The 26,387-nt window shown below is 65.2% G+C and carries 25 protein-coding genes; 20 read left to right on the top strand and 5 right to left on the bottom strand.

Annotated features, from left to right (window positions below):
* Positions 1-6 precede the first annotated feature (6 nt).
* From HZZ13_RS15555 to HZZ13_RS15530, 6 genes are all read left to right on the top strand, one after another.
* Positions 7-1,797, top strand: a complete 1,791-nt coding sequence (locus HZZ13_RS15555) for an acyl-CoA dehydrogenase C-terminal domain-containing protein (protein WP_197960439.1) — start codon at positions 7-9, stop codon at positions 1,795-1,797.
* Positions 1,798-1,852: 55 nt separating this feature from the next.
* Positions 1,853-3,061 (top strand): acetyl-CoA C-acetyltransferase, encoded by a 1,209-nt coding sequence (locus HZZ13_RS15550; RefSeq protein WP_197960438.1) that lies wholly within the window; start codon positions 1,853-1,855, stop codon positions 3,059-3,061.
* Between the two features lie 19 nt (positions 3,062-3,080).
* Positions 3,081-5,294: an FAD-dependent oxidoreductase gene (locus HZZ13_RS15545; RefSeq protein ID WP_197960437.1), complete on the top strand. Its 2,214-nt coding sequence runs from the start codon at positions 3,081-3,083 to the stop codon at positions 5,292-5,294.
* 415 nt (positions 5,295-5,709) lie between these two features.
* Positions 5,710-6,204 (top strand): MarR family winged helix-turn-helix transcriptional regulator, encoded by a 495-nt coding sequence (locus tag HZZ13_RS15540; protein ID WP_172786076.1) that lies wholly within the window; start codon positions 5,710-5,712, stop codon positions 6,202-6,204.
* Positions 6,205-6,303: 99 nt separating this feature from the next.
* Positions 6,304-7,674: a glutamate--cysteine ligase gene (locus tag HZZ13_RS15535; RefSeq protein WP_197960436.1), complete on the top strand. Its 1,371-nt coding sequence runs from the start codon at positions 6,304-6,306 to the stop codon at positions 7,672-7,674.
* Positions 7,675-7,790: 116 nt separating this feature from the next.
* A complete protein-coding gene (locus HZZ13_RS15530; RefSeq protein ID WP_197960435.1) occupies positions 7,791-8,357 on the top strand; it encodes a PAN domain-containing protein in 567 nt (188 codons plus the stop codon).
* 186 nt (positions 8,358-8,543) lie between these two features.
* Here the strand turns inward: HZZ13_RS15530 and HZZ13_RS15525 are convergent, their stop codons facing one another.
* From HZZ13_RS15525 to HZZ13_RS15510, 4 genes are all read right to left on the bottom strand, one after another.
* Positions 8,544-9,110 carry a nucleotidyltransferase family protein gene (locus tag HZZ13_RS15525; RefSeq protein ID WP_197960434.1) on the bottom strand — a complete coding sequence of 189 codons (567 nt, stop codon included), beginning with the start codon at positions 9,108-9,110 and terminating at the stop codon, positions 8,544-8,546.
* A 12-nt stretch (positions 9,111-9,122) separates the two neighbouring features.
* On the bottom strand, positions 9,123-9,899 hold the full coding sequence (gene lepB / locus HZZ13_RS15520) for a signal peptidase I (RefSeq protein ID WP_197960433.1): 777 nt from the start codon (positions 9,897-9,899) through the stop codon (positions 9,123-9,125).
* On the bottom strand, positions 9,896-11,323 hold the full coding sequence (tldD, locus tag HZZ13_RS15515; protein ID WP_197960432.1) for a metalloprotease TldD: 1,428 nt from the start codon (positions 11,321-11,323) through the stop codon (positions 9,896-9,898). The genes lepB and tldD overlap by 4 nt, the downstream gene beginning before the upstream one ends.
* A gap of 112 nt (positions 11,324-11,435) precedes the next feature.
* Positions 11,436-11,969: an invasion associated locus B family protein gene (locus HZZ13_RS15510; protein WP_197960431.1), complete on the bottom strand. Its 534-nt coding sequence runs from the start codon at positions 11,967-11,969 to the stop codon at positions 11,436-11,438.
* 457 nt (positions 11,970-12,426) lie between these two features.
* Between HZZ13_RS15510 and coxB the strand changes: the two genes are divergently transcribed.
* From coxB to HZZ13_RS15465, 9 genes are all read left to right on the top strand, one after another.
* Positions 12,427-13,281, top strand: a complete 855-nt coding sequence (gene coxB / locus HZZ13_RS15505; RefSeq protein WP_197960430.1) for a cytochrome c oxidase subunit II — start codon at positions 12,427-12,429, stop codon at positions 13,279-13,281.
* A gap of 86 nt (positions 13,282-13,367) precedes the next feature.
* The gene (ctaD, locus tag HZZ13_RS15500; protein ID WP_197960429.1) at positions 13,368-14,984 is read left to right on the top strand and encodes a cytochrome c oxidase subunit I; all 1,617 of its coding nucleotides are present in this window, start codon (positions 13,368-13,370) and stop codon (positions 14,982-14,984) included.
* Positions 14,985-15,043: 59 nt separating this feature from the next.
* Positions 15,044-15,988, top strand: a complete 945-nt coding sequence (locus HZZ13_RS15495; RefSeq protein ID WP_197960428.1) for a heme o synthase — start codon at positions 15,044-15,046, stop codon at positions 15,986-15,988.
* Positions 15,985-16,161, top strand: a complete 177-nt coding sequence (locus HZZ13_RS15490; RefSeq protein ID WP_197960427.1) for a cytochrome c oxidase system small membrane protein — start codon at positions 15,985-15,987, stop codon at positions 16,159-16,161. The genes HZZ13_RS15495 and HZZ13_RS15490 overlap by 4 nt, the downstream gene beginning before the upstream one ends.
* Positions 16,162-16,166: 5 nt before the next feature.
* Positions 16,167-16,814, top strand: coding sequence for a cytochrome c oxidase assembly protein (locus HZZ13_RS15485; protein ID WP_197960426.1), 648 nt, complete (start codon positions 16,167-16,169; stop codon positions 16,812-16,814).
* A 78-nt stretch (positions 16,815-16,892) separates the two neighbouring features.
* Positions 16,893-17,789, top strand: coding sequence for a cytochrome c oxidase subunit 3 (locus HZZ13_RS15480; RefSeq protein ID WP_197960425.1), 897 nt, complete (start codon positions 16,893-16,895; stop codon positions 17,787-17,789).
* 202 nt (positions 17,790-17,991) lie between these two features.
* The gene (locus tag HZZ13_RS15475; protein WP_197960424.1) at positions 17,992-18,393 is read left to right on the top strand and encodes a DUF983 domain-containing protein; all 402 of its coding nucleotides are present in this window, start codon (positions 17,992-17,994) and stop codon (positions 18,391-18,393) included.
* Positions 18,390-19,157, top strand: coding sequence for an SURF1 family protein (locus tag HZZ13_RS15470; RefSeq protein WP_197960423.1), 768 nt, complete (start codon positions 18,390-18,392; stop codon positions 19,155-19,157). Before HZZ13_RS15475 ends, HZZ13_RS15470 begins: the two co-directional genes overlap by 4 nt.
* A gap of 109 nt (positions 19,158-19,266) precedes the next feature.
* A complete protein-coding gene (locus HZZ13_RS15465) occupies positions 19,267-19,632 on the top strand; it encodes a nuclear transport factor 2 family protein (protein WP_197960422.1) in 366 nt (121 codons plus the stop codon).
* A 1-nt stretch (position 19,633) separates the two neighbouring features.
* Here HZZ13_RS15465 and HZZ13_RS15460 read toward each other — a convergent pair whose 3' ends face one another.
* Entirely contained in the window at positions 19,634-20,974 is a 1,341-nt protein-coding gene (locus HZZ13_RS15460; RefSeq protein WP_197960421.1) for an ATP-binding protein, read from the bottom strand.
* An 86-nt stretch (positions 20,975-21,060) separates the two neighbouring features.
* Here HZZ13_RS15460 and HZZ13_RS15455 point away from each other — a divergent pair, with 86 nt between their 5' ends.
* The 5 genes from HZZ13_RS15455 (at position 21,061) to HZZ13_RS15435 (ending at position 26,328) form a co-directional block, all read left to right on the top strand.
* Positions 21,061-21,705: a response regulator transcription factor gene (locus tag HZZ13_RS15455; protein ID WP_172786060.1), complete on the top strand. Its 645-nt coding sequence runs from the start codon at positions 21,061-21,063 to the stop codon at positions 21,703-21,705.
* A gap of 539 nt (positions 21,706-22,244) precedes the next feature.
* Positions 22,245-23,663: a threonine synthase gene (gene thrC / locus HZZ13_RS15450; protein WP_197960420.1), complete on the top strand. Its 1,419-nt coding sequence runs from the start codon at positions 22,245-22,247 to the stop codon at positions 23,661-23,663.
* Positions 23,660-24,949: a M16 family metallopeptidase gene (locus tag HZZ13_RS15445; RefSeq protein WP_197960419.1), complete on the top strand. Its 1,290-nt coding sequence runs from the start codon at positions 23,660-23,662 to the stop codon at positions 24,947-24,949. Before thrC ends, HZZ13_RS15445 begins: the two co-directional genes overlap by 4 nt.
* Positions 24,950-24,988: 39 nt before the next feature.
* On the top strand, positions 24,989-25,576 hold the full coding sequence (locus HZZ13_RS15440; RefSeq protein ID WP_197960418.1) for a GNAT family N-acetyltransferase: 588 nt from the start codon (positions 24,989-24,991) through the stop codon (positions 25,574-25,576).
* 101 nt (positions 25,577-25,677) lie between these two features.
* Complete coding sequence (locus HZZ13_RS15435; RefSeq protein ID WP_197960417.1) at positions 25,678-26,328, top strand: hypothetical protein; 651 nt, start codon at positions 25,678-25,680, stop codon at positions 26,326-26,328.
* The last annotated feature ends 59 nt before the right edge of the window (positions 26,329-26,387 follow it).

Below are 26,387 nucleotides of genomic sequence, written 5' to 3'. Positions count from 1 at the left end.
AACGCCATGCCGATCTATAAAGCCCCTGTCGAAGACGTGAACTTCCTGCTCAACGACGTCTTCCAGATCGATCGCTACGACAACCTCGCCGGCTTCTCCGATGCGTCGAGTGACGTGCGCGAGGCCATTCTCGGCGAAGCCGCCAAGCTCGCCGAAGAGGTGCTGCAGCCGCTCAATCGCGTCGGCGATCTCGAAGGCTGCAAGCGCACTGACGACGGCAGCGTCACCACGCCGAAGGGTTTCAAGGAGGCCTTCAAGCAGGTCGCCGAGGGCGGCTGGCTCGGCCTGTCGGCGCCGACCGAATATGGCGGTCAGGGCCTGCCGGTGACGCTCTCGCAAGCCGTCAACGAATTCCAGATCTCGGCCAACATGGCGTTCTCGATGTATGGCGGCCTCACCATGGGCGCGACCGCGGCGCTTCTGGTGCACGGCTCGCCGGAGCAGAAGAAGACCTACGTGCCGAAGATGGTGGCGGGCGAATGGACCGGCACAATGAACCTGACCGAGCCGCATTGCGGCACCGATCTCGGCATGCTCCGCACCAAGGCGGTGCGGCAGGCGGACGGCAGCTTCAAGATCACGGGCACCAAGATCTTCATCTCGGCCGGCGAGCATGACCTCGCCGAGAACATCATCCACCTCGTGCTTGCCCGCATCGAGGGCGCGCCCGCCGGCATCAAGGGCGTGTCGCTGTTCGTGGTGCCGAAATTCCTGGTCAACGCCGACGGTTCGGTGGGACAGCGCAACGGCGTCGTCTGCGGCTCGATCGAGCACAAGATGGGCATCCACGGCAATTCCACCTGCGTGATGAACTACGACAACGCCACCGGCTGGCTGATCGGGGAAGAGAACAAGGGCATGCAGGGCATGTTCGTGATGATGAACGAGGCCCGGCTCGGCGTCGCCGTGCAGGGCCTCGCGCAGTCCGAGGTCGCCTATCAGAATGCGGTCGCCTATGCCCGCGAGCGCATCCAGGGCCGCGCGCTGACCGGCGCCAAGGAGCCGGACAAGCAGGCCGACCCGATCATCGTGCATCCGGACGTGCGCCGCACGCTGCTCTCGATCCGCGCCTTCAATGAGGCCGCGCGCGCCTTCGTGATGTGGACCGCGCTGAAGAGCGACGTCGCTCACCGCTCCGAAGACCCCAAGGACCGCCAGGCCGCCGACGATCACATGGGCCTGATGACGCCGGTGCTGAAGGGCTTCCTCACCGATTACGGTTTCGCCAACGCGGTGCAGGCGCAGCAGATGTATGGCGGCCACGGCTACATCGCCGAGCAGGGCATGGAGCAGTTCGTCCGCGATGCCCGTATCGCCATGATCTATGAAGGCGCCAACGGCATCCAGGCGCTCGACCTCGTCGGCCGCAAGCTGCCGCGCGACGGCGGCCGTGCCATCATGGCCTTCTTCGGCGAGGTCATGGCCTTCGCCAAGGAGAACGGCGGCGACGAGGCGCTGAAGCCCTTCATCACCCCGCTTTCGACCTCGCTCGGCCATCTGCAGCAGGCCACCACCTGGCTGATGCAGAATGCGATGGCGAAGCCCGACAATGCGGGTGCTGCCGCAACCGATTACCTGCATCTCTTCGGCTTCGTCGCGCTCGGCTACATGTGGGCACGGATGGCCAAGGTGACGCTAGGGAAGATTGCCGAGAGCGGGGCCACGCCCTATCTCTCGACCAAGCTCGTCACCGGCCGCTTCTTCATGGAGCGGATGCTGCCGGAGACCGCGGCCAATCTCGCGCGCATCCAGGCCGGCTGCGCCACCATCATGGAATTGCCGGCGGAAGCGTTCTGAGCCTGCTTCCGCGGCCTGCTCCCAATCGTACCGAACATCACATCAGGAGGGCGTCATGCCTGAGGCATTCATTTACGACCACGTTCGTACCCCGCGCGGCCGCGGCAAGCCGGACGGCGCGCTGCACGAAGTCACCGCGCTCGCGCTCGCGACCGTGCCGCTGAAGGCGCTGAAGGACCGCAACAACCTGCCTGAGGATTCGGTCGACGACGTCGTGCTCGGCGTGGTCGATCCGGTCGGCGAAGCCGGCTCTGACATCGCTCGCTTCGCGGCGCTGAAGGCCGGTCTCGGCGAAGCCGTCCCTGGCGTGCAGATCAGCCGCTTCTGCGCCTCCGGTCTCGATGCCGTGAACTTCGCCGCGGCCCAGATCATGAGCGGCCAGCATGAGCTCGTGATCGGCGGCGGCGCCGAATCCATGAGCCGCGTCGGCATCGGCGCCTCCGGCGGCGCCTGGCCGATGGATCCCTCGATCGCGGTGCCTGCTTACTTCATGCCGCAGGGTGTGTCCGCCGACCTGATCGCCACCAAGTACGGTTTCTCGCGCGACGACGTCGATGCCTACGCCGTGCAGAGCCAGCAGCGTGCCGGCAAGGCCTGGGACGAGGGCCGTTTCGACAAGTCCGTGGTGCCGGTGAAGGACATCAACGGCCTCACAATCCTCGCCAAGGATGAGCACATGCGGCCCAACACGACGATGCAGTCGCTGGCGCAGCTGCAGCCGTCGTTCACGATGATGGCCCAGATGGGCGGCTTCGACGGCGTTGCGATCCAGTCCCATCCGGAGATCGAGCGCGTCAATTACGTGCACCACGCCGGCAATTCCTCCGGCATCGTCGACGGCGCCGGCGCCGTGCTGCTCGGCAGCAAGGAAGCGGGTAGCAAGTACGGCATGAAGCCGCGTGCCAAGATCCGGGCGTTTGCCAACATCGGCTCGGAGCCCGCGATGATGCTGACCGGTCCGGTCGACGTCACTGAAAAGCTGTTTGCGCGCTCGGGCATGAAGAAGTCGGACATCGACCTGTTCGAGCTCAACGAGGCCTTCGCCTCCGTCGTGCTGCGCTACATCCAGGCCTTCGACATCGACAACGCCAAGATCAACGTCAATGGCGGCGCCATCGCGCTCGGCCATCCGCTCGGGGCGACCGGCGCGATGATCCTCGGCACCGTGCTCGACGAGCTCGAGCGCACCAACAAGTCCACCGCCCTCGTCACGCTGTGCATCGGCGGCGGCATGGGCACCGCGACCATCATCGAGCGCGTCTAAAGGTTGAGGAGCAACCAACATGTCGTACAAGAACTTCAAGGTTGAGACCGATTCCGACGGCATCGCGCTCGTCACCTGGGACATCCCGGGCCGCTCCATGAACGTGCTCGACGAGACCTCGACCAACGAGCTCGAGGCGATCGTCACGGCGACCACTGCGGATGCCGCTGTGAAGGGCGTCGTCATCACCTCGGCCAAGGAAGCGTTCTGCGCCGGAGCAGATCTCTCCATGCTCGAAGGCATGAACCAGGCCTATGCGAAGGTTTTCAAGGAGCAGGGCGAGACCGCGGCGAACCAGATGCTGTTCGAGCAGAGCCGGCGCTTCTCGCAGGTGCTGCGCGGAATCGAAACGTCAGGCAAGCCGTGGGCGGCGGCGATCAACGGCCTCGCACTCGGCGGCGGCTTCGAGATCACGCTGTGCTGCCACTATCGCGTCGCGGCGGAAAATCCCAAGACGCGCCTCGGCCTGCCCGAGGTCAAGGTCGGCCTGTTCCCCGGTGCCGGCGGCACGCAGCGCGTGCCGCGCCTGGTGCCGCCGCAGGACGCCATGACGATCCTGCTCAAGGGCGATCCTGTCACGGTCGACAAGGCCAAGGCACTGAACCTCATTCACGCCATCGTTCCCGCCGCCGACCTCATCAAGGCGGCGAAGGACTGGATCAAGGGCGGCGGCAGGGCCGTCGCGCCGTGGGATGAGAAGGGCTTCAAGCTCCCGGGCGGTCCGGTGTTCTCCAAGGCGGGCATGATGATGTTCCCGGCCGGCAACGCGATCTATCGCCGCGAGACCTACGACAATTATCCGGCCGCGCGGGCGATCATGAGCTGCGTCTATGAGGGCCTGCAGCTGCCGATCGACGCCGCGCTCCGCGTGGAATCGCGCTATTTCACCTCGGTGCTGCGTTCGAAGGAAGCAGCCGCGATGATCCGCAGCCTGTTCCTGTCGATGCAGGAGCTCAACAAGGGCGCGCGCCGTCCGAAGGATGTGCCCGCAACCAAGGTGAAGAAGATCGCCGTGATCGGCGCCGGCTTCATGGGCGCGAGCGTCGGCTATGTCTCGGCCCGCGCCGGCCTCGACGTCGTCCTGATCGACCGCGACCAGGAGAGCGCCGACAAGGGCAAGGCGCATGCGCAGAAGGTGATCGAGGAGCAGATCAAGAAGGGCCGCGCCAAGCCCGATGATGCGGAGAAGCTGCTCGCGCGCATCACGGCCACCGCGGACTACGCCGCGCTGAAGGACGTCGATCTCGTGATCGAGGCCGTGTTCGAGGACCGCAAGGTCAAGGCGGAGACCTTCGCGAAGGCGCAAGCCTATCTGAAGCCGGATGTGATCTTTGCCTCCAACACCTCGACGCTGCCGATCACTTCGCTGGCCGAGAGTTTCAAGGACCAGGGCAAGTTCATCGGCATCCACTTCTTCTCGCCGGTCGAGAAGATGATGCTGGTCGAGATCATTCTCGGCAAGAACACCGGCGATGTCGCGCTCGCGACCGCGCTCGACTACGTCCGCCAGATCGGCAAGACGCCGATCGTGGTCAACGATTCCAGAGGCTTCTTCGCCAATCGCTGCGTCGGCCGCTACGTCGCCGAAGGCAACGAGATGTTCCTGGAAGGCGTGCCGCCGGCGATGATCGAGAACTGCGCCAAGATGGCCGGCATGCCGGTCGGCCCGCTCTCGCTCTCGGACGAGGTCGCGCTCGACCTCGGTCTGAAGATCATGAAGGCGACCGAAGCCGATCTCGGCCCCAACGCGATCAATCCCGAGCAGAAGAAGCTGATGGTGGAGATGGTCGAGAAGCAGGGCCGTCTCGGCCGCAAGAACAGCAAGGGCTTCTATGATTACCCCGAGAAGGGCAAGGGCCAGAAGAGCCTGTGGCCGGGCCTTTCCGCGCTGCAGCCGAAGCAGCTCGACCCCGACACGCTCGATATCGAGGAGCTGAAGCAGCGCTTCCTGGTGGTGCAGGCGGTGGAGGCCGCACGCACCGTCGAGGACCACGTCATCACCGACCCGCGCGAAGCCGATGTCGGCTCGATCCTCGGCTTCGGCTTTGCGCCGTTCACCGGGGGCACGCTGTCCTATATCGATTTCATGGGCACGAAGAAGTTCGTCGAGCTCTGCCACAAGCTGGAGGCGAAATACGGCTCGCGCTTCACCCCGCCGAAGCTGCTCGAGGAGATGGCGGCGAAGGGCGAGACCTTCTACGGCCGTTTCGCGCCGAAGAAGGCGGCGGCCTGAGAACGTTTGTAGCCTGGGCTACTATGCGGGAACAGCAAAGGGCCGGATCATCGATCCGGCCTTTCGCGTGCCCGTGCCCGCGATGATCTGGACAATCACCGGGGCTTCGGTCACGATCTCGCCGCCGTGGAAGCCCAGCGCAGGGCCTTGGGCTCAGCTTCAGATAATCCTCACCATTTTCGGCCTTCCTGGCGCCGCTACCGACGTCGACCAGGCCATAGAGGGGCTGGCCTCCAGGAGCACGATTTGGGGACGGCGGGCACACACCGGGGAAACCGTACGGTTTCGTGGCATTTCCTTCCCCTGACGCTTGGTTCGACCGAAAGAACGACTAGATGCACCTGCTCGAAATAGTCAAGATTGATGCAGGTGCATCGAATGGGGTAAGAGACGGGCGACGAGCTTGAGCGGGACCATGAAACGCAAACCATCGACCGAGGCAACCGCCGCCTGGATCCGCCTGATGCGGGTGCAGAGCCGCGTGCTCGATTGCGTCGAGCAGGACTTGAAGAAGGCCGGTTTCCCACCGCTGGCCTGGTATGACGCGCTGCTCGAGCTGTCGCGGGCGCCCTCGGGCGAGCTGCGGCCGGTCGAGCTCGAGCGGCAGATGCTGATCCCGCAATATTCCACCTCGCGCCTGATCGACCGCCTGGTCGACGAGGGTCTCGCCTCGCGGCGCGAATGCAAGATCGACAAGCGCGGCCAGTTCGTCGAGATCACCGAAGCCGGCCGCGAGCTGCAGAAGCGGATGTGGGGCGCCTATTCGGCCGCGATCGAGAAATATGTCGGTTCGAAACTGTCGGACGCCGACGCCGTCAAGCTCAGCAATCTGCTCGATCGCCTGGGCTGCTCGTGCGGCGAGATGAAACTGCCGCCCGCGGCCGCCAACGAAAGCATGCCGTCGCGATGATCGCGCGGCAAACCCGCTCGCCCGTGCAACCGGTGGGTTCGCGGGCCGTCCCTGTCACCCGCGCGCGTTCGGTCGAAGCGCTTTTGATTAGAGTTTGATATGGCGCGAGACCAGATCGACATGACGCCGCTGCAATCACGCGACGAGCTCGTTGCGTGGTTCGAGGCCGGCTGCAAGGACCCGTCCGAATTCCGCATGGGCACCGAGCACGAGAAGACGCCGTTCACGCTCGAAGGCCATCGTCCGGTGCCGTACGAGGGCGCGCGCGGCATCGGTGCGCTGCTCGAAGGCATGAAGCTCCTGCTCGGCTGGGAGCCGATCATGGAGCAGGGCAACATCATCGGCCTCTACGACGTCACCGGGGGGGGCGCGATCTCGCTCGAGCCCGGCGGACAGTTCGAACTGTCAGGTGCGCCGGTCGAGAACGTGCACCAGACCCAGAGTGAGCTGATGGCACACTTGGCGCAGGTGCGCGAGATCGCAACGCCGCTCGGCATCGGCTTCCTCGGGCTCGGCATGACGCCGTCCTGGTCGCGCGCCGACATCCCGGTGATGCCCAAGGGCCGCTACAAGATCATGACCAATTACATGCCGAAGGTCGGTCAATACGGCCTCGACATGATGTACCGGACCTGCACGGTGCAGACCAATCTCGACTTCTCCTCCGAAGCCGACATGGTCAAGAAGCTGCGCGTCTCGCTCGCGCTTCAACCGGTCGCGACTGCGCTGTTCGCCAATTCACCGTTCACCGAGGGCAGGCCGAACGGCTTCCTCTCGTTCCGGTCCGAGATCTGGCGCGACACCGACAACGCTCGCGCGGGCATGATGCCGTGGGCGTTCGAGGACGGCATGGGGTTCGAGCGCTATGTCGATTATGCGCTGGACGTGCCCATGTATTTCGTCAAGCGCGGCGAGGAATATATCGACGTCTCGGGCTCCTCGTTCCGCGCCTTCTTCGACGGCCGCAACAACAACCTTCCCGGTGAGCGTCCGACCTTGTCGGACTGGGCCAACCACCTCTCGACGATCTTCCCGGAAGTGCGGCTCAAGCGCTATCTCGAGATGCGCGGCTCCGACGGCGGGCCGTGGGGCCGCTTGCCGGCGCTGCCGGCGTTCTGGGTCGGGCTGCTCTACGACGATTGTTCGCTCGATGCCGCCTGGGACCTGGTGAAGCACTGGACCTCGCATGAGCGCCAGGCGCTGCGCGACGACGTGCCGCGCATGGGCTTCAAGGCGCGGATCAGGGACCGCTATCTGTTCGAGATCGCCAAGGAATGCCTCGTTCTGGCCCATGCCGGCCTGCGCCGGCGCGGCCGGATCGACCAGCTCGGCCGCGACGAAACGCGGCATCTCGAACCGCTCGATCGCATCATCGATTCCGGCCGGACGCCGGCCGAGGAAATGCTGGACAAATTCAACGGTCCCTGGAAGGGTTCGGTGGAACCAGCCTACGCGGAATACGCGTTCTAGACCTCTGAGACCCAGAGATCCTGGATTTCAGCCGTTCATCGCCCATACAGGTTTGCGGCGATCAAATGACCGGCTGAAAAAAACTGAGCGTCGTCAATAACTCGAAAGCTGTTCCGATGGGGAAGGGCCGCCTGTCCGGGGCCGTCATGGCCAGCGCCGCGGCATGTGTCACGCTGCTTTTGCTTGTATTTGCGAGCGTGCCGGCGCCTGCCCAGACCGCCTTCGATCGGCCCGGCGGCGATTATTTCAGCACGCCCGTCACATCGGGCGATCCCGAGGATTGCGCGCTGCTGTGCGAGCGCGATCGCCGCTGCCGCTCCTGGAGCTTCAACTATCCCGACGTCGAAGGCGGCTCGGCGGTATGCTGGTTGAAGAACACTGTGCCGGCGCGCGTGCCGGGAAGTTGCTGTATCTCCGGGGTGCGCGGCGCCGGCGTGATCGAGCCGCGCGTCGAGGGCGTCGAGACGTCGATCGACCGCCCCGGCGGCGACTTGCGGAATCTCGAGCTCAAGGACGGCGAAAGCGTCGAGGCCTGCAAGGCCGCCTGCACCGCCGACAACAAATGCCGCGCCTTCACCTATGCCCGCCCCGGCTACACCGGGCGCGAGGCGCGCTGCTTCCTGAAGAAGGAAATCAAGCCGCCGCGAAGGAAGGCGGGGTTCACGTCGGGCGTGGTGCGGTAGCGTTCGTATTCGTGCCCCGGACGCCATCAGCGCGTTTACGCGCGTCTTCGACGCGCTATGGCGGCGCTCCTTCAGCGCTGCGCTGCAGCGCCGGGGCTCATGCCACATTGCATTCTGTTGCGCATGGGTCCCGGCTCTGCGCCGCATCGTTTCACGATGCGGCTTGTTCGGGACGCGTGAGGCGCTTCACTCCGCCGCGATCACCGTAATCTCCGGCCACAGCGCCTTCCATCGCGCGGCCTTCGCCGCGTAGTTCGCGACAGAAAAATTCGGTCCTGGATTTGGCCGCGCGATCAGGGCTGCGATGTCGTCGAACCCGCGCGGTGCGTAGATCTCGTAGCCATTGTTTGCGCGTCTCACGCCGACTTGCGTGTTCTGCGTCAGGAAGCGGTCGATGCCGTCGGTCGTACGAGTCAGGGGCGGGTAGGGCAGGCCGTGCTTGCCGGGATACCAAAGATGCACCCGCGCCTGGTTGCGGGTCTCGACCTTGACGCCGAGATGGCCGAGCCGGTCAGATACATCGCGGATCACCGCGTCCTCGGCCTCCCACGATGTGTCGGGGTCGAAATAGAACACATCGTAATCGGCGATGCCGTGGTCGATCGGGCGCCCCGTGAGCGCGTTCCAGACCGTCTGCACCAGACATCCCGACACCAGCCATGCATCCGGCAGCGCGAGCCGGTGCAGCTCGTCGAGGATCGCGGCGTTGACCGGATTGCGTAGCGCGAGGGCGAGGAATTCGTCCTTGCTCACCTTGCGGCCAAGTCAATGCACGGCGGTGAAGAACCGCGCCAGCCTGAATCCGGACAGCCAGGTCCACACCGGCTGGCTGCGCATGCCGAGATCCCAGGAGCCAAGCACCGCATCCGCACGGCCGATCAGATTATCGATCGGCAACAGGCCGACGCCGCCGGAGCGCAGCGGCACGCGGCTGTCGGCGGAATTGTCGCGGTTGTCGCCGAGCACGAACAGATGGCCGGCCGGCACCGTCACCTCGGACGTGTTGTCGAGCGGCCCGCTGTCGCGCATCTTGAAGATCAGATGCGAGACGCCGTTCGGCAGCGTCTCGACATAGCGATAGGCGGGCTCGCTGCCGCCATGGTCGTCCTCGGCGGCGCCGACGCCATCGGGCTTCAGCTCGGCGGGGCGGTCGTTGATGAAGAGCTGGCCCTGCCGCATCTGGATGCGGTCGCCGGGCAGACCCACGACGCGCTTGACCCAGGCCTGCGAGCGATCGCCGGGCCAGCGGAACACGACGACGTCGCCGAGCTTCGGCGTCTCCGCGAACACGCGGCCGCTCTCGGGCAGGCTGATCTGAATCGGCAGCGACGAGGTGCCGTAGCCATAGGGGAATTTCGAGGCGAGCAGCGCATCGCCGATCAGGAGCGTCGGCTCCATCGAGCCCGACGGCACGTAGAACGGCTCGGCGAGCGCGCCCTTGGCGATGAAGACCGCGGCGACGATGCCGGCGAGCTGCACCAGTTGGCCACCCCAGCCGCTGCTTTTCCGCTTCGGGGTGACCGTTGCCTTCTCGATGCTCATGCGCCCGTTCCACCCACCGTAATGCGTTCCATCAGCAGCGACGGCTGGCCGACGCCGACAGGCACGCCCTGGCCGTTCTTGCCGCAGGTGCCGATGCCGGTATCGAGCGCAAGGTCGTTGCCGATCATGCGGATGCGATGCAGGTCGGTCGGCCCGTTGCCGATCAGCATGGCGCCCTTCAGGGGCGCTCCGATCTTGCCGTTCTCGATCTTGTAGGCCTCGGTGCACTGGAACACGTACTTGCCCGAGGTGATGTCGACCTGACCGCCGCCGAAATTCGCGGCGAACACGCCGTTCTTCACCGAGGCGATGATCTCGGCCGGCTCGCGGTCGCCCGCGAGCATGTAGGTGTTGGTCATGCGCGGCATCGGCACGTGGGCATAACCCTGGCGACGGCCGTTGCCGGTCGGCTTCATGTTCATCAATCGTGCGTTCTGGCGGTCCTGCATGTAGCCGACCAGGATGCCGTCCTCGATCAGCACGGTGCGATTGGTCGGCGTGCCCTCGTCGTCGATCGACAGGGAGCCGCGGCGCGAGGCAATGGTGCCGTCGTCGACCACGGTGACGCCCTTGGCCGCGACCTGCTGGCCCATCAGGCCTGCGAACGCCGACGTCTTCTTGCGGTTGAAGTCACCCTCGAGGCCATGGCCGACCGCTTCATGCAGCATCACGCCGGGCCAGCCGGCGCCCAACACGACGTCCATTTCGCCGGCCGGCGCCGGAATCGATTCCAGATTGACCAGCGCCTCGCGCAGCGCGCCGTCGGCGGCCTCGCGCCAGGACCTCGTCTCGATGAATTCGGCATAGCCGGCGCGGCCGCCATAGCCCTTGCTGCCGCTCTCCTGGCGATCGCCCTGGCCGGCGACGACGGAGATGTTGACGCGCACCAGCGGACGGATGTCGCGATAGCTCTCGCCGTCGGGCCGCAGGATCTCGACGACCTGCCAGGTCGCGCCCAGGCTGACGCTGACCTGCCGCACCCGCGGATCCTTGTCGCGCAGGTAAGCGTCGATCTCGGCGAGCAGTTTTACTTTTGTCTCGAAGCCCGGCGCATCGAGCGGATTGTCGTCGCCATAGAGGCGGACATTGGTATGCGGTGGCGGCGCCGAGAAGCTGCCGGAGTAACCGCCGCGCACGGCAGCAACCGCGTCGGCGGCGCGAATCAGCGCCGGCAGCGACACGTCGGAGGAGTGGGCGTAGCCCACGGCATCATCCTTGACCGCGCGCAAGCCAAAGCCCTGCGAGGTGTCGTAGGTCGCCTGCTTGAGCCGCCCATTGTCGAACATCAGCGCTTCGGTCTGGCTGTATTCCAGGAACAGTTCGCCGTCGTCAGCGCCCGAAAGCCCGCGCGCGACTTCATGGCGAACCTGGTCGCGATCGAGATTGGCACGGTCGAGCAGGGAGGTCGTGGCAGGATTGGTCATGCGTCCGTCCATTATCGGGGGATGTGGGGCAAGATAATGGTTTCGGACCGGTTCCGCGAGAGCGCGAAGCCTCACATTACGGAAACAAAAGGATTGCCAAGGTGAGCCGCTCCTACGGCAGCTTGTCGTACCCCTCGCCGAGCCCGTTCAGGCTGAGCGGGAAGCCGATGCCTTCTTCCGGCGTCTCGAAGATGATGAAGGTCGCGGTCTTGGCGCTGCGGAGCTGGCCGAGCAGCTTGTCCTCCAGCACGACCTCGGCGACGCAGCCGTTGGGCAGGCAACGGACGAAGCCGGCGCGGCCGACGTCCTGGTTGTCGAGCTTGAGCCCAAGGCCGGAGGGCAGCAGGACCCCGAGCGGCGCGACGACGCGCATCAAGCGGCTCTTCTGGTCGGCGGTCTTGAGCACGATCACCGTCAGGCCGGCATTGGAGCGGTCTTCGGCCACCACGCTCTGGATCAGGGCGCATTGCTCGGTCTGGGCGCCCGGCGGGGTGTCGCAGCGGATCTGCCAGTCGCCATGGACGGAACGAACCGCGCCCTGCGCATGGGCAAGCCCCGGAAACGCCAGCAGGACGATCGCAGCCACGAGGGCGGCGAGCGCCGGGAGGCCGTTCGCCGGCCTTGCCATCGATCTCGAAAGCCCCATCGGGTCGGTCCCTCTGCTCGCCTGGGTTGCTCGCGCTTGGCGGACTGACTGGCGGACTGTACGGAAATGACGGCGTCTTGAAGGCGATTCCCAAGCAAATTCTGCGCCGCCGACACCGCCATCGCCCACACGAATCAGGTTGCCGCGTGGCAGCCTTCCAGTGCCTACCGCGGGCAATTCCGCTGTCAAGCCGCAGCGTCCCGGGAAACGGTATTTTTGTCTGATCTTGCTGGGAAATATCTTGCCGGTGATGGCTGGCAGACGGGCCTCAAGACTGCATTGCGATAGATCAAGAATTATGGTTTGAGAGGCTTGATTTCGCGTTCTAGCGATCTGGCCCCAATTCCTCTTAGAGGTATTCTTGCGTGGCGGTTTGGCGGACTGGCGGATCGAATAAGCGTTTCCCGGAAGCAGGGGAATGCACTTGGGGTGATTTCGGAAGGGGAGCGCGAACGACATGAGGATGTCGATGGGTCGGGTGGGCCGGCAATTGCTGGGATTGGCCACCATCGCCTTGGTGGCGGCTGGCGTCACGCTGGCGACGGGTGGCACGGCATTCGCCGAGCTCGGGCAACCGGCGGCGTGGGAGTGGACGCTCCAGCAGTCCGGCTCGCCGGTGATGGACAACATCGTCTGGTTCCACAATTTCCTGTTCGTGCTGATCACCCTGATCACGCTGTTCGTCCTCGCGCTGCTCGTGATCGTGGTGGTCAAGTTCAACGCGAAGGCCAACCCGGTGCCGTCGCGGACCACCCACAACACGCTGATCGAGGTGGCCTGGACCCTCGTTCCGGTGCTGATCCTGGTCGGCATCTCGGTGCCGTCGTTCCGGTTGCTGTTCCTGGAGCTCGACGTGCCGAAGGCGGATCTGACCATCAAGGCGACCGGCAAGCAGTGGTACTGGTCCTATGCCTATCCGGATAACGGCAAGTTCGAGTTCGACTCGCTGATGGCGCAGGACAAGCAGCCTCGCCTGCTCGGCGTCGACAACGAGATGGTGGTGCCGGTCAACAAGGTGATTCGAGTCCAGACCACCGGCGCCGACGTGATCCACGCCTTTGCGGTGCCGGCTTTCGGCATCAAGATCGACGCCATCCCGGGCCGGCTGAACGAGACCTGGTTCAAGGCCACCAAGACCGGCATGTATTACGGTCAGTGCTCGGAGCTGTGCGGCAAGGACCACGCCTTCATGCCGATCGCCGTGCGTGTGGTGAGCGACCAGGAGTTCGCCTCCTGGGTCGAGGCGGCGAAGAAGAAATATGCAAGCGGCGGCACCAGCACCTACGCCTCCGCGGCCGGCCCGACGCAGTAAGCGCCGGGTGACGGCCTGAGGGACTGAAAGCGATAAAGGGCGGGACCTTTCAAAGGTCCGAACGGGACGCAAGGCAGGATTTGAAAATGGCAACGAGCGCAGCGGCACACGGCGATCACGCGCATCATGACGAGCATGCCCATCCGACCGGATGGCGGCGTTACGTCTATTCGACCAATCACAAGGACATCGGCACGATGTACCTGGTCTTCGCGGTCATCGCCGGCATCATCGGTGCGGCGATGTCGATCGCGATCCGGGCCGAGCTGATGTATCCGGGCGTGCAGGTCTTCCATGAGACCCACACCTACAATGTGTTCGTGACCTCGCACGGCCTGATCATGATCTTCTTCATGGTCATGCCCGCGATGATCGGCGGGTTCGGCAACTGGTTCGTGCCGCTGATGATCGGTGCGCCGGACATGGCGTTCCCGCGCATGAACAACATCTCGTTCTGGCTGCTGCCGGCCTCGTTTGCGCTGCTCTTGATGTCGACCTTCGTCGAGGGCGAGCCGGGCGCCAACGGCGTCGGGGCGGGTTGGACCATCTACGCGCCGCTGTCGACCTCGGGCCATCCCGGCCCGGCGGTCGACTTCGCGATCCTGTCGCTGCACCTCGCCGGTGCGTCCTCGATCCTGGGCGCGATCAACTTCATCACCACCATCTTCAACATGCGCGCGCCGGGCATGACCCTGCACAAGATGCCGCTGTTCGTGTGGTCGATCCTGGTGACGGTGTTCCTGCTGCTATTGTCGCTGCCGGTGCTCGCCGGTGCGATCACCATGCTGCTCACCGACCGCAATTTCGGCACGACCTTCTTCGCCCCCGACGGCGGCGGCGACCCCGTGCTGTTCCAGCATCTGTTCTGGTTCTTCGGTCACCCCGAGGTCTACATCCTGATCCTGCCCGGCTTCGGCATGATCAGCCAGATCGTCTCGACCTTCTCGCGCAAGCCCGTGTTCGGCTATCTCGGCATGGCCTACGCCATGGTCGCGATCGGCGGCATCGGCTTCGTGGTGTGGGCGCACCACATGTACACGGTCGGCATGTCCTCGGCGACGCAGGCCTATTTCGTCGCCGCCACCATGGTCATCGCGGTTCCGACCGGCGTGAAGATCTTCTCCTGGATCGCCACGATGTGGGGCGGCTCGATCGAATTCCGCGCGCCGATGATCTGGGCGGTGGGCTTCATCTTCCTGTTCACGATCGGCGGCGTCACCGGCGTCGTGCTCGCGAACGCGGGTGTCGATCGCGTGCTGCAGGAGACCTACTACGTCGTTGCGCACTTCCACTACGTGCTGTCGCTCGGTGCGGTGTTCGCGATCTTCGCCGGCTGGTACTACTGGTTCCCGAAGATGTCGGGCTACATGTACAACGAGGGCCTCGCGAAAGCGCACTTCTGGGTTACCTTCATCGGCGTCAACCTGGTGTTCTTCCCGCAGCACTTCCTCGGCCTGTCCGGCATGCCGCGCCGCTACGTCGACTATCCCGATGCGTTCGCGGGCTGGAACCTGGTCTCGTCGGTCGGCTCCTACATCTCCGGCTTCGGCGTGCTGATCTTCCTCTACTGCGTGCTGGACGCCTACATGAAGAAGGTGCCGGCGGGCGATAACCCCTGGGGTGCAGGCGCGACCACGCTGGAGTGGACGCTGTCCTCGCCGCCGCCCTTCCACCAGTTCGAAGTGCTGCCTCGCGTGCAGTAAGCAATCCCGCGGCGCCCGTGACGGGCGCCGCGGCGCTGTAACGAAGCGAGTAAATCTAAGTGTCCGTCCTCGACCACAACGCCATCGACAGCAATCCCCGCATCTCCGAAGCGGAGGTTGGCGACTATGTCGCACTGCTCAAGCCGCGGGTGATGTCGCTGGTGATCTTCACCGCGCTGGTCGGGATGGCGATGGCGCCGGGGCATTTCCATCCCGTGCTGGCGATCACCTCGCTGCTCTGCATCGCGGTCGGTGCCGGCGCCTCCGGGGCGCTCAACATGGCGCTCGAAGGCGACATCGATGCCAAGATGTCGCGCACGGCGAACCGGCCGATCCCGCGCGGCCGCATCACCCGCCCTGAAGCGATGACGTTCGGCATGACGCTCGCCTTCTTCTCGGTGATGACGCTCGGCATCCTCGTCAACTGGATCGCGGGCGCGCTGCTCGCCTTCACCATCTTCTTCTACGTCGTGATCTACACGATGTGGCTGAAGCGCTGGACCGCGCAGAACATCGTGATCGGCGGCGCGGCCGGCGCGCTGCCGCCGGTGGTGGCCTGGGCCGCCGTCACGGGCACGGTCAACGTCGAGCCGCTGCTGCTGTTCGCCATCATCTTCTTCTGGACCCCGCCGCATTTCTGGGCGCTGGCGCTGTTCCGCTCCGACGACTACGCGCGCGCCGGCATTCCGATGCTGCCCAACGTCGCCGGTCCCGATGCGACGCGTCTGCAGATCCTGCTCTACACCATCGTGCTGATCGCGGTCGCCGCCGCGCCCTGGGCGCTCGGCTATTTCGATGCCGTCTACGGCGTGGTCTCGCTGATCCTCGGTGCCGGCATGCTGGTGCTCGCCATCAACGTCTATCTGCGCCGCGAGCGCAGCCAGTCGCTGCGCGCGACCCGCAAGCTGTTTGCGTTCTCGATCCTGTACCTGTTCGCGCTGTTTGCGACCCTGCTGGCCGAGGTCGTGTACCGGGCGCTTGCTCCGATGATTGGGGGCGCATGATCACCGCGATGGCCGACAAACCCGAGCCGGAAGGAATCGTCCTCACCGAGGCGCAGCAGAGGAGCCGGCGTCAGCGCTCCATCGCCATCGCTCTGGCGCTCGGCGTGCTCGTGGTGCTGTTCTTCGCCGTCACCATGGTCAAGGGGCCGGCAGTGCTCGTGCGGCCGATGTAGGAAACATGGATCACGAGCCGACCATATCGCAGGACGTCAGCGCCAAGTCGGGCAGCCCGGCCAAGCGCCGCGGGCTGGGGCGCGATGTGGTGGTCGCGTCCATCTGCGGCGGCGTGGTTGCGCTGATGGTCGGGGCTTCCTACGCGGCGGTGCCGTTCTACAACTGGTTCTGCCGCGCCACCGGCTTCAACGGCACGACGCAAGTGGCGACCTCTGCGCCGGCCACGGGCCCGATCGCGCGGAAGATCTCGGTGCGCTTCGATTCCAACGTCGCGCCCGGCCTGCCCTGGAAGTTCGAGCCGGAGCAGAGCGAGATCGAGGTCAATATCGGCCAGGTCGTGACGGTCTTCTACACCGTGACCAACCAGGCGGCGCGCGCCACCGCGGGCCAGGCCGCCTACAACGTCGCGCCCCTGACGGTCGGCGCCTATTTCCAGAAGATCAACTGCTTCTGCTTCACCGAGCAGACCATGGCGCCCGGTGAGAAGCGCGAGATGCCGGTCGTGTTCTACGTCGATCCGTCGATCGCCGCCGACCACGAGAACGACGGGCTGAGCACGATCACGCTGTCCTACACGTTCTATCCGGTGCGCGATCCGGTGGTGAAACCGCTGGCATCGGGCGAGGGGGACAAGCGCAAGGGAAATCTTTGACCGCAGGGCTCAGCCTCGGGCGGTTGGACACAAGGGGATAAGTGCCTGATAGGCACGGGATTGAGGAGAGAGACGGAAATGGCCACGGCGCACACCAAGCATCACGACTATCACCTGGTCGATCCCTCGCCCTGGCCGGCGGTCGGCTCGCTCTCGGCCTTCATCATGGCGGTCGGCGCGATCGCCTGGATGCACCACATGTTCTCCGCGGCGCCGATCGTGTTCGGCGTCGGCACCGTGGGCGTGCTCTACACCATGGCGAGCTGGTGGGGCGACGTGATCAAGGAAGCCCAGTACAAGGGCGATCACACCCGTGTCGTGCAGCTGCATCACCGCTACGGCATGATCCTGTTCATCGCCTCCGAGGTGATGTTCTTCGTCGCCTGGTTCTGGGCCTATTTCAACGCGGCGCTGTTTCCGGCCGATGCCGTTCACGCCACCCGTGATGCGGTGTTCGGCTGCGGCCTCGGCACCCAGGCCGGCGCCTGCGCGGTCCCGGGCACCTGGCCGCCGAAGGGCATCGAGACCTTCGATCCCTGGCATCTGCCGCTGCTGAATACGCTGATCCTGCTCACGTCAGGCACCACCGTGACCTGGGCCCACCACGCGCTGCTCGAGAACGACCGCCAGGGCCTGAAATACGGCCTGATCCTCACCGTCGTGCTCGGCGCGCTCTTCACCTGCGTGCAGGCCTATGAGTACAGCCACGCGGCGTTCTCCTTCGCCGGCAACGTCTACGGCGCGACGTTCTTCATGGCGACCGGATTCCACGGCTTCCATGTGCTGGTCGGCACCGTCTTCCTGCTGGTGTGCCTGTTCCGCGCCTATGCCGGCCACTTCACGCCGAAGCAGCATCTCGGCTTCGAGTTCGCAGCCTGGTACTGGCACTTCGTCGACGTGGTCTGGCTGTTCCTCTTCCTCTGCATCTACGTCTGGGGACGCGGCGCCGAGACCATGGCCCACGCCGCGCACTGAGCCGCATCGAACCGATCGGGAAGGGCGGCCGCAGGGCCGCCCTTTTCGCTTTCCGGCCGCCGGAAGTTTTCGCCGGAAACTGTGATAGAGCGTTTTCGAGCGAAGTGGACACCGGTTCGCGTCAAGAAAACGCGTCAAAACAAGAATCTAGAGCTTCGGTTCTGATTCAATCAGAACCGAAAATGCTCTAGAGTCCGCCATCATGAACGACAGTGCCGGCACACCCCCGTCCGAAACCACCGTCCTGCAAAGCGCGCTGCGCGGGCTTGCCTGTCGATGCCCGCGCTGCGGCCAGGGCAAACTTTATGCTGGGTTTCTGACGCTCGCCCCCGCTTGCGACCGTTGCGGGCTCGACTATTCCTTCATCGATACCGGCGACGGTCCGGCGATCTTCATCATCATGCTGGCCGGCGGCATCGTCGTCGCATGCGCCCTCGTCGTCGAAGTCAAATACCAGCCGCCATACTGGCTGCATGCCGTGCTCTGGCTGCCGCTGATCCTCGCCACCACGCTATTGCCGTTGCGCTCGATGAAGTCGTTGCTGATCGCACTGCAATTTCACCACAAGGCGGCGCCGGGCCGGTTGGTCGATCGCGCGAAATGAACGAGCCTGCGTCGCGCAAGGCCCTCGTGGCCGGCTTCGCGCTGTTCACGCTGTTGCTGACGGCCGTGTTCGTCGCGCTCGGTGTCTGGCAGCTGCAGCGTCGCACAGCCAAGCACGAGCTGATTGCGGCACTCACCGAGCGGCTTGCGGCGGCGCCGGTTGCGCTGCCGCCGTCCGCGCAATGGGCCGCGCTCAATCCTGCCCGCGACGAATTCCGCCGCGTCAGCTTCACCGCAACCTACGCAGCCTTGCCCGATGCGATGGTCTATTCCTCCGGCTCCGCCGTGCGCAAGGACGCCTCCGGCCCCGGCACCTGGGCGTTCCTGCCGGCGCGGCTTCCCGGCGGCGAGATGCTCGTGATCGACGCGGGCTTCGTCGAGAACACCATGCAGGACCGCGGCGTCGAGGATCGCGCGGTGAACAAGCTCGTCACCGGCGAGCCGGTTGAGCTCACCGGATACTTGCGCTTTCCCGAGGCGGCAAGCTGGCTGGCGCCGGCGGAGAACCGCGCCAAGCGGCTCTGGTTTGTGCGCGATCATCTGGCATTCGCAAGCGCGCTCGGCTGGGGCGCGGTTGCGCCGTTCTATATCGATCTCGAGCAGCCTGCGCCGGCGAACGGCATTCCGCGTCCGGGGCCGCTCGACGTGCATCTGAAGGACGATCACCTGCAATACGCGATCACCTGGTTCACGCTCGCGGGCGCGGTGTTGATCGCATTCGCGGCCTGGTTGCGAGGAAGATGGCAAAGTTCCGTCACTCCGTAGATTCCCTGATAGGGAACCCGGAATTGCCCGGTCTTTATTATTCAGCGGACATTCACGAGTGTGACCCTAAGCCGCCTTCAACATTCCTCGCGGCAGACAGGATTGTGGCGTGAGCGATTTCGACCAGATGGGAATTGTCGTCGACTGGGTGGATGCCTGCCGTAAGGGCGACCTCGCAGCCCTGCTCGACCTCTACGCCGACGACGCGCAGCTCGAATGCACGTGCGACGGCGCGCGGCGCTATCGCGGCCGGAGCGAGATCGAGGCCTATTGGCAGCCGCGGCTCAGCGCCTTCTCGTCGGCAGGGTTCGGGCTGGAAGAGATCCATCCCGCGTCCCACGGCGTCCACCTCGAATATTCCGTCGCTGGCGCGCTGCGCATTCAGGCCTCGTTCCGTTTCAGCCCGGATGGCAAGATCCGCAGCACGCTGTGCGAACCGGCGCGACAGAATGCGCAGGATGGCTGCGCCTGCTGAATCAGCCCGGTGACGAAACGTCCCGCATCGTCTGCGCCGGAAGGCGGCAGCGCACGTAGGTTCGCTCATCCACGCGCAGCAGCGATAGCGATCCGCTGAGCGCGCGCACGCGCTCATGCATGCCGGTCAGGCCCCGGCCGAACACATTGCCCGCAGGAAAACCGCCGCCGTCGTCGGAGATCTCGATGACGAGCGTCTTGTCGGCAACGGTGGCCTGCACATGGGCGCTGCCGGCGTTGGCATGTCGCAGCACGTTGGTCAGTGCCTCCTGGATCACGCGATAGACGGTCTGCGCCAGCGGCCCGCCCATTCCGCTGAGATCGGGATCAATCGTGTCCGTCAGGACGATATGAGGCGCCTGCTTGCGAAAATTCCGAAGCAGCGTCTGCACGCTGCTCGAAAGGCCGAGCTCCTCGATATAGAGCGGTCGCAGCTGGTCGAGGATGCGGCGGTTGGTCTGCTGCAGTGCCTCTACCGATTGCAGCAGGTCATGTGCCGACTTGCCGAGTTGTCCCATTGGCTCGGAGGCTTCGGTCAGCGCGATCGTGCCGGCGCGGATGCTGAACAGCAGGGGGCCGAGCTCGTCGTGCAGTTCGCGGGCGAGATCGCGCCGCTCGTCATCCTGGAGCGACACCAGGCGGTGCATCAGATCGCGATTGTCCTGACTCAACTGCGCCAGCGTTGCAGCCAGCGCATTCGCCTCCTCGCAACCTTGCCGGATTTCCGGCGGGCCTCCGACCGGTATAGGCCTGGTGTAGTCGCCCTGTCGTATCCGCGTGAGCCCTTCGCCGAGATGTTGCAGGGGGCGCAGCACAGAGCCCGACAAGACATGGGCGATTGTGCCGGTAAGGACCATCAACGCGACGAGCAGGCTGGCGAGCGCAAGAAAGCCGATCCATTTCTCGAACAGATCGGCCGACATGTCCTGCAGGAATACGATGTCGCCGACACGCCTGCCGTCGATCGTCACCGGAAATGCCATGTCCATGTCGGGGACGGCGAGAAGGTCGACGAACCATTGCGGCACGCCATGCGGCCTGCGCAGGTCGTCCTTCGGCGGTGGCGCGGGACCTCCCTCCAGCGCGCGGAATTGGATATCGGAGGAGGTGTCCAAAGAATGGACAAAAGCGTCGAGGGTCTGCCGTGGATTGTCCGATGCCCTCAAGGCGTTGTTGAGCGCGGCGGCGACCGCCTCCGTCGAACGCCGTCGTGGCTCGTGCTCCTCCGCCAATTGGCCCGTGGCGAAAATCTGGAGCAGGACGCCGCCCAGGATCAGCGCCGCGAAGAAACTGGCGCCGAGCGGGAGAAACAATTGCGTCCGGAACGAAAGTCGGTGCCACATTAGGTCAATTCTAACGCGTATCGACGGAATTTGCTCTTTCCATTTGTTCCCGGCGGGCTATGAGTCGAAAAACAAGAGAGTGCGCGATGCAAGATACCGCCAAGCTGGCGACAAGGGTCCTGATCGTCGACGACCATCCCGTGGTGCTGTCCGGCTGTCGCACCCTGTTCGCATCCGACCATTCAATCCGCATTGACGAGGCGACCGACGCCAAATCCGGGCATCGTGCCTATGTCAGCAAGCGGCCCGACGTCACCGTGATCGACATCAGCCTGCCCGACGTCTCCGGCTTCGAGCTGATGCGACGCATCCGCAAGGACGATCCCGACGCCAAGATCATCATGTTCAGCATGAACGACGATCCGGCCTTCGTGGTGCGGGCCGTCGAGCTCGGGGCGCAAGGCTATGTCTCCAAGGGCGACGACCCCAGGATCCTGCTGAAAGCGGTGCGCAAGGTGGTGGCGGGCGACAATTTCATCTCGCCGCAGCTTGCGGAAGCCGTGACGTTTTCGGGCGCGGCGATCAAGGCCAACCCGGCTTCGCAGATGACGCCGCGAGAGCTCGAAATCCTCCGCTTGCTTGGACGCGGCGACAAGATCGTCGAGGTCGCCGAGGCGCTCGGCATCTCCTACAAGACGGTCGCCAACACCACCTCCCTGCTCAAGCAGAAGCTCGGCGCCAAGAACCATTCCGACCTGATCCGGATCGCAGTGGAAATCGGATTGAACTGACCTTCGCCGGCGACCGAACCGGCTGCTCCAGGATGCAGCGGTTCGGCCGACGGATCGACGCCGCCGTTGGCCGGGCAATGCATGGCCAACGGGCGACATCCATCGGCCGACACAATGGGCCGAGGCTGTATTCGTTCCCGCGGCTCATTCGGGAAAAAGCGGAACTAACTGCCAAGATGTGGTGGCCGCTGTATAGGACGAGCCCGAGTCGGTTCGGGAAGAATAGGAACATTTTCGAGGCGTGCGGGGTTTTGGCCCTTGACGATTTCGGGACAGGCGACGAAAGCTTGCCGGAACAGTTTTGAGGGTCGACGACCCCGACGAAGCAAACCGGTCTGCACACAACGACAGACCTTCCAAGAGAAGGGCTGCGGCAATGCCGCAGCCCTTTTTCATTGGGCGAGGGGAGGGCCGGAAGCGGTTTCCCGATGCCGCAAAACACTCTATGGTGGTTCAAAGCCTCTGGCTGTTGACAAGTATTTACGTAAAATCAAAGGCTTAAGGGTCGAGCCTCGGCCCCGCCGCATTTGGAGGGCAGTTTGACTCGTTATATCTCGACCCGGGGCGAAGCCCCCGAACTCGGCTTCTGTGACGTGATGCTGACCGGCCTTGCCCGCGATGGTGGCCTGTATTTGCCGGCGGTGTGGCCACAGCTTCCGAGCGAGACGATCGCCGGCTTCTTCGGCCGCCCCTATTGGGAGGTCGCGGTCGACGTGATTCGTCCCTTCGCCGGCGGCGAGATTTCCGACGCCGAGCTCGGGCGCATGGCGAACGAGGCCTACGCCACTTTCCGCCATCCTGCGGTGGTGCCGCTGCGCCAGATGTCGCCGCACCAGTTCGTGCTGGAGCTGTTCCACGGTCCGACGCTCGCCTTCAAGGACGTGGCGATGCAGCTGATCTCGCGGCTGATGGACCATGTGCTTGAAAAGCGCGGCCAGCGCACCACCATCGTGGTCGCGACGTCGGGCGATACCGGCGGCGCCGCGGTCGAAGCCTTTGCGGGCCTCGAGAACGTCGATCTGATCGTGCTGTTTCCGCACGGCCGCATCTCCGAGGTGCAGCGGCGGATGATGACGACGACGGGCGCGGCCAACGTCCATGCGCTTGCCATCGAAGGCACTTTCGACGACTGCCAGGCGCTCGTGAAGGGGATGTTCAACAACCATCGCTTCCGCGATGCGACCTCGCTTTCCGGCGTCAATTCCATCAACTGGGCGCGCATCGTCGCCCAGGTGGTCTACTACTTCACCTCCGCCGTCGCGGTCGGTGCTCCGGCGCGCGCGGTCGATTTCGTCGTTCCGACTGGCAATTTCGGCGACATCTTCGCCGGCTACGTCGCCAAGCGCATGGGGCTGCCGGTGCGCACCCTGCGCATCGCCGCCAACGTCAACGACATTCTGGCGCGCACCCTGAAGACCGGCATCTACGAGGTGCGCGAGGTGCACGCGACGGCGTCGCCGTCGATGGACATCCAGATCTCCTCGAACTTCGAACGGCTGCTGTTCGAGGCAGGCCGGCGCGATGCCGCCGGCGTGCGCCGCCTGATGGAACAGCTGAAGCAGTCCGGCCGCTTCGTGTTGCCCGATGCGACACTCGCCGCGATCCGCGAGGAGTTCGATGCCGGGCGCGCCGACGAGACCGAGACGGCGGCTGCGATCCGCGCCGCCTGGCGCGAAGCAGGCGAGCTGGTCGATCCTCACACCGCCGTGGCGCTCGCCGTCGCGGACCGCGACACCACCGATACGAGGGTGCCGAGCATCGTGCTTTCCACCGCCCATCCGGCCAAGTTCCCCGATGCCGTCGAGGCGGCCTGCGGCCAGCGGCCTCAACTGCCGGCCTGGCTCGACGGTTTGATGACCAAATCCGAACACATGAGGGTGATGAAGAACGATCAGGCCGAGCTCGAGCGGTTCGTGCTGTCCGCCAGCCGCGCCGCAAAGCAGGGAGTTGCCGGATGAGCGTCGAGATGTCCAAGCTTGCCTCCGGCCTCACCGTCGTCACCGACGAGATGCCTCACCTCGAGACGGCGGCGCTCGGCGTCTGGGCCGGCGTCGGCGGACGCGACGAGAAGCCGAACGAGCACGGCATCTCGCATCTCCTGGAGCACATGGCTTTCAAGGGCACGACCAGGCGCTCCTCGCGCGAGATCGTCGAGGAGATCGAGGCGGTCGGCGGCGACCTCAATGCCGGCACCTCGACCGAGACCACGTCCTATTACGCGCGAGTGCTGAAAGCCGACGTGCCGCTCGCCCTCGACGTGCTCGCCGACATCCTCGCCAATCCCGCCTTCGAGCCCGACGAGCTGGAGCGCGAGAAGAACGTCATCGTGCAGGAGATCGGCGCCGCGCAGGACACGCCCGACGACGTCGTGTTCGAGCACCTGAACGAGCTCTGCTATCCCGACCAACCGATGGGCCGCTCGCTGCTCGGCACCGCCAAGACGCTGCGCGCCTTCAACCGCGACATGCTGCGCGGCTACCTGTCGACGCATTATCGCGGACCCGACATGGTGGTGGCGGCGGCCGGCGCGGTCGACCACGGCCAAGTCGTCGCCGAGGTCGAAAAGCGTTTTGCGAGCTTCGAGGCGACGCCCGGGCCGAAGCCGCAGGCCGCTCGGTTTGGCCAGGGCGGCACCAAGGTGGTGCATCGCGAGCTCGAGCAGGCGCATCTGACGCTGGCGCTCGAGGGGGTGCCGCAGACCGATCCTTCGCTGTTCTCGCTGCAGGTCTTCACCAATGTCCTCGGCGGCGGAATGTCGTCGCGCCTGTTCCAGGAGGTGCGCGAGAAGCGCGGCCTCTGCTACTCCGTCTACACCTTCCACGCGCCCTACACCGACACCGGCTTTTTCGGCCTCTACACCGGCACCGATCCCGCCGACGCGCCGGAGATGATGGAGGTCGTGGTCGACATCATGAACGATTCGGTGGAGACGCTGACCGAGGCCGAGATCGCCCGGGCCAAGGCGCAGATGAAGGCGGGTCTGCTGATGGCGCTGGAGAGCTGCTCCTCCCGCGCCGAGCAGCTCGCCCGGCATGTGCTGGCCTACGGTCGGCCGCAGACCGTGCAGGAACTGGTGGCCCGGATCGATGCCGTCAGCATCGAATCGACGCGGGACGCGGCCCGCACGCTGCTGTCGCGCAGCCGGCCTGCGGTCGTTGCATTGGGCAGCGGCAGGGGTCTGGACACGGCGGTGTCTTTTGCGGAAGGATTGACCCTGGCGCGCGCCAAGGCGAGGCTGCATTAGGAGCCGCGCGCGGGCTGCCTCGCCCCGGAAAGCATCACCATGGCCCTCTTTCGCCTGCCATCCAGTGGACCCGCCGCCCTGGCGCCGCGCGGCAACGGGCTGCTCCTTCGTGCGCCGCAAATGTCGGACTTCCTGCAATGGGCTCATTTGCGCGAGACCAGCCGCGACTATCTGACGCCTTGGGAGCCGATCTGGCCGTCTGACGATCTCACCCGGTCCGGCTTCCGCCGCCGCCTGCGCCGCTATGCCGAGGACATCGCCGCGGACCGCTCCTATCCCTTTCTGATCTTCCGTGAGCTCGACGGTGCCCTGGTCGGCGGCATCACGCTCGCCAATGTCCGGCGTGGCATCGTGCAGGCCGGTACCATCGGCTATTGGATCGGCCAGCCCTATGCCCATCGCGGCTACATGACGGCCGCGCTGCGGGTGCTGCTGCCGACGTTGTTCGGCGAGCTCAATCTGCACCGGGTCGAGGCCGCCTGCATCCCCACCAATGCCCCGTCGATCCGGGTGCTGGAGAAGTGCGGCTTCTCGCGCGAGGGCCTGGCGCGCCGCTATCTCTGCATCAACGGGATCTGGCAGGATCACCTGCTGTTCGGCCTGTTGCACGAGGATTTCCGCGGCTGAGCGGCCGTCTCGTGCGGCCGAGTCCCCCTTTTTGCGGCCTTGGGTTCGCCGATTTTGGCGATATAACCCGGCCGGAACATTGTCATGGAGTACGGGTGTTGATGGTGCAGGAGCTTCGGTCATCGCGGACGAGGTTGCGGCGGGGCGCAGCGGTCGTGTTGGCATCGTCGATCGCGCTCGCCTCTGTCTCGCCGGTGGCGGCGCAGTCATTGACCGACCGCTTCAAGAGCCTGTTCGGCGGCAAGTCCGACGAGCCGGCCGAGACGAAGCCGGCGCCTGCGCCGGGGCAGCCGGCCGAAGACGACCTCGATTGCCCGCAGGTCACGGTGCGCGCGGGGGCCTCGACCTACGCGGTCGGCGCCAGCGGCAAGCCGGCTGTCGGCAATGACATCCGCTTCCAGGCCTCGATCACGAAGATGGCGCGCGAATGCTCCCGCAGCAGCGCCGGCATCACGGCCCGGATCGGCATCCAGGGCCGCGTCATCGCCGGCCCCGCCGGCGCGCCCGCCTCCGTCGAGGTGCCGCTGCGCATCGCCGTGGTGCAGGGCGGCGTCGGCGAGAAAGTGATCGCCTCGAAGGCCTACCGGACCACGGTGGCGATGTCGGAAGGCGGCAGCGTACCCTTCACCTTCGTCGCCGAGGATATGACCTATCCGACGCCGGCGCCCGCGGTCGCCGATACCTACATCTTCTACGTCGGCTTCGACCCGCAGGCGCTCTCGCCGGAGCCGAAGGGCCGGAAGAAGAAGTAGGGCCGCACGAAAATTCAGTCGTCATGGCCGGGCTTGTCCCGGCCATCCACGTTCTTTCT

Origin of the sequence: Bradyrhizobium agreste (assembly GCF_016031625.1) — a bacterium.
GTDB lineage: Bacteria > Pseudomonadota > Alphaproteobacteria > Rhizobiales > Xanthobacteraceae > Bradyrhizobium > Bradyrhizobium agreste.
Note: the sequence above shows the minus strand (reverse complement) of the source record. Positions and strands in the feature narration are given on the sequence as shown.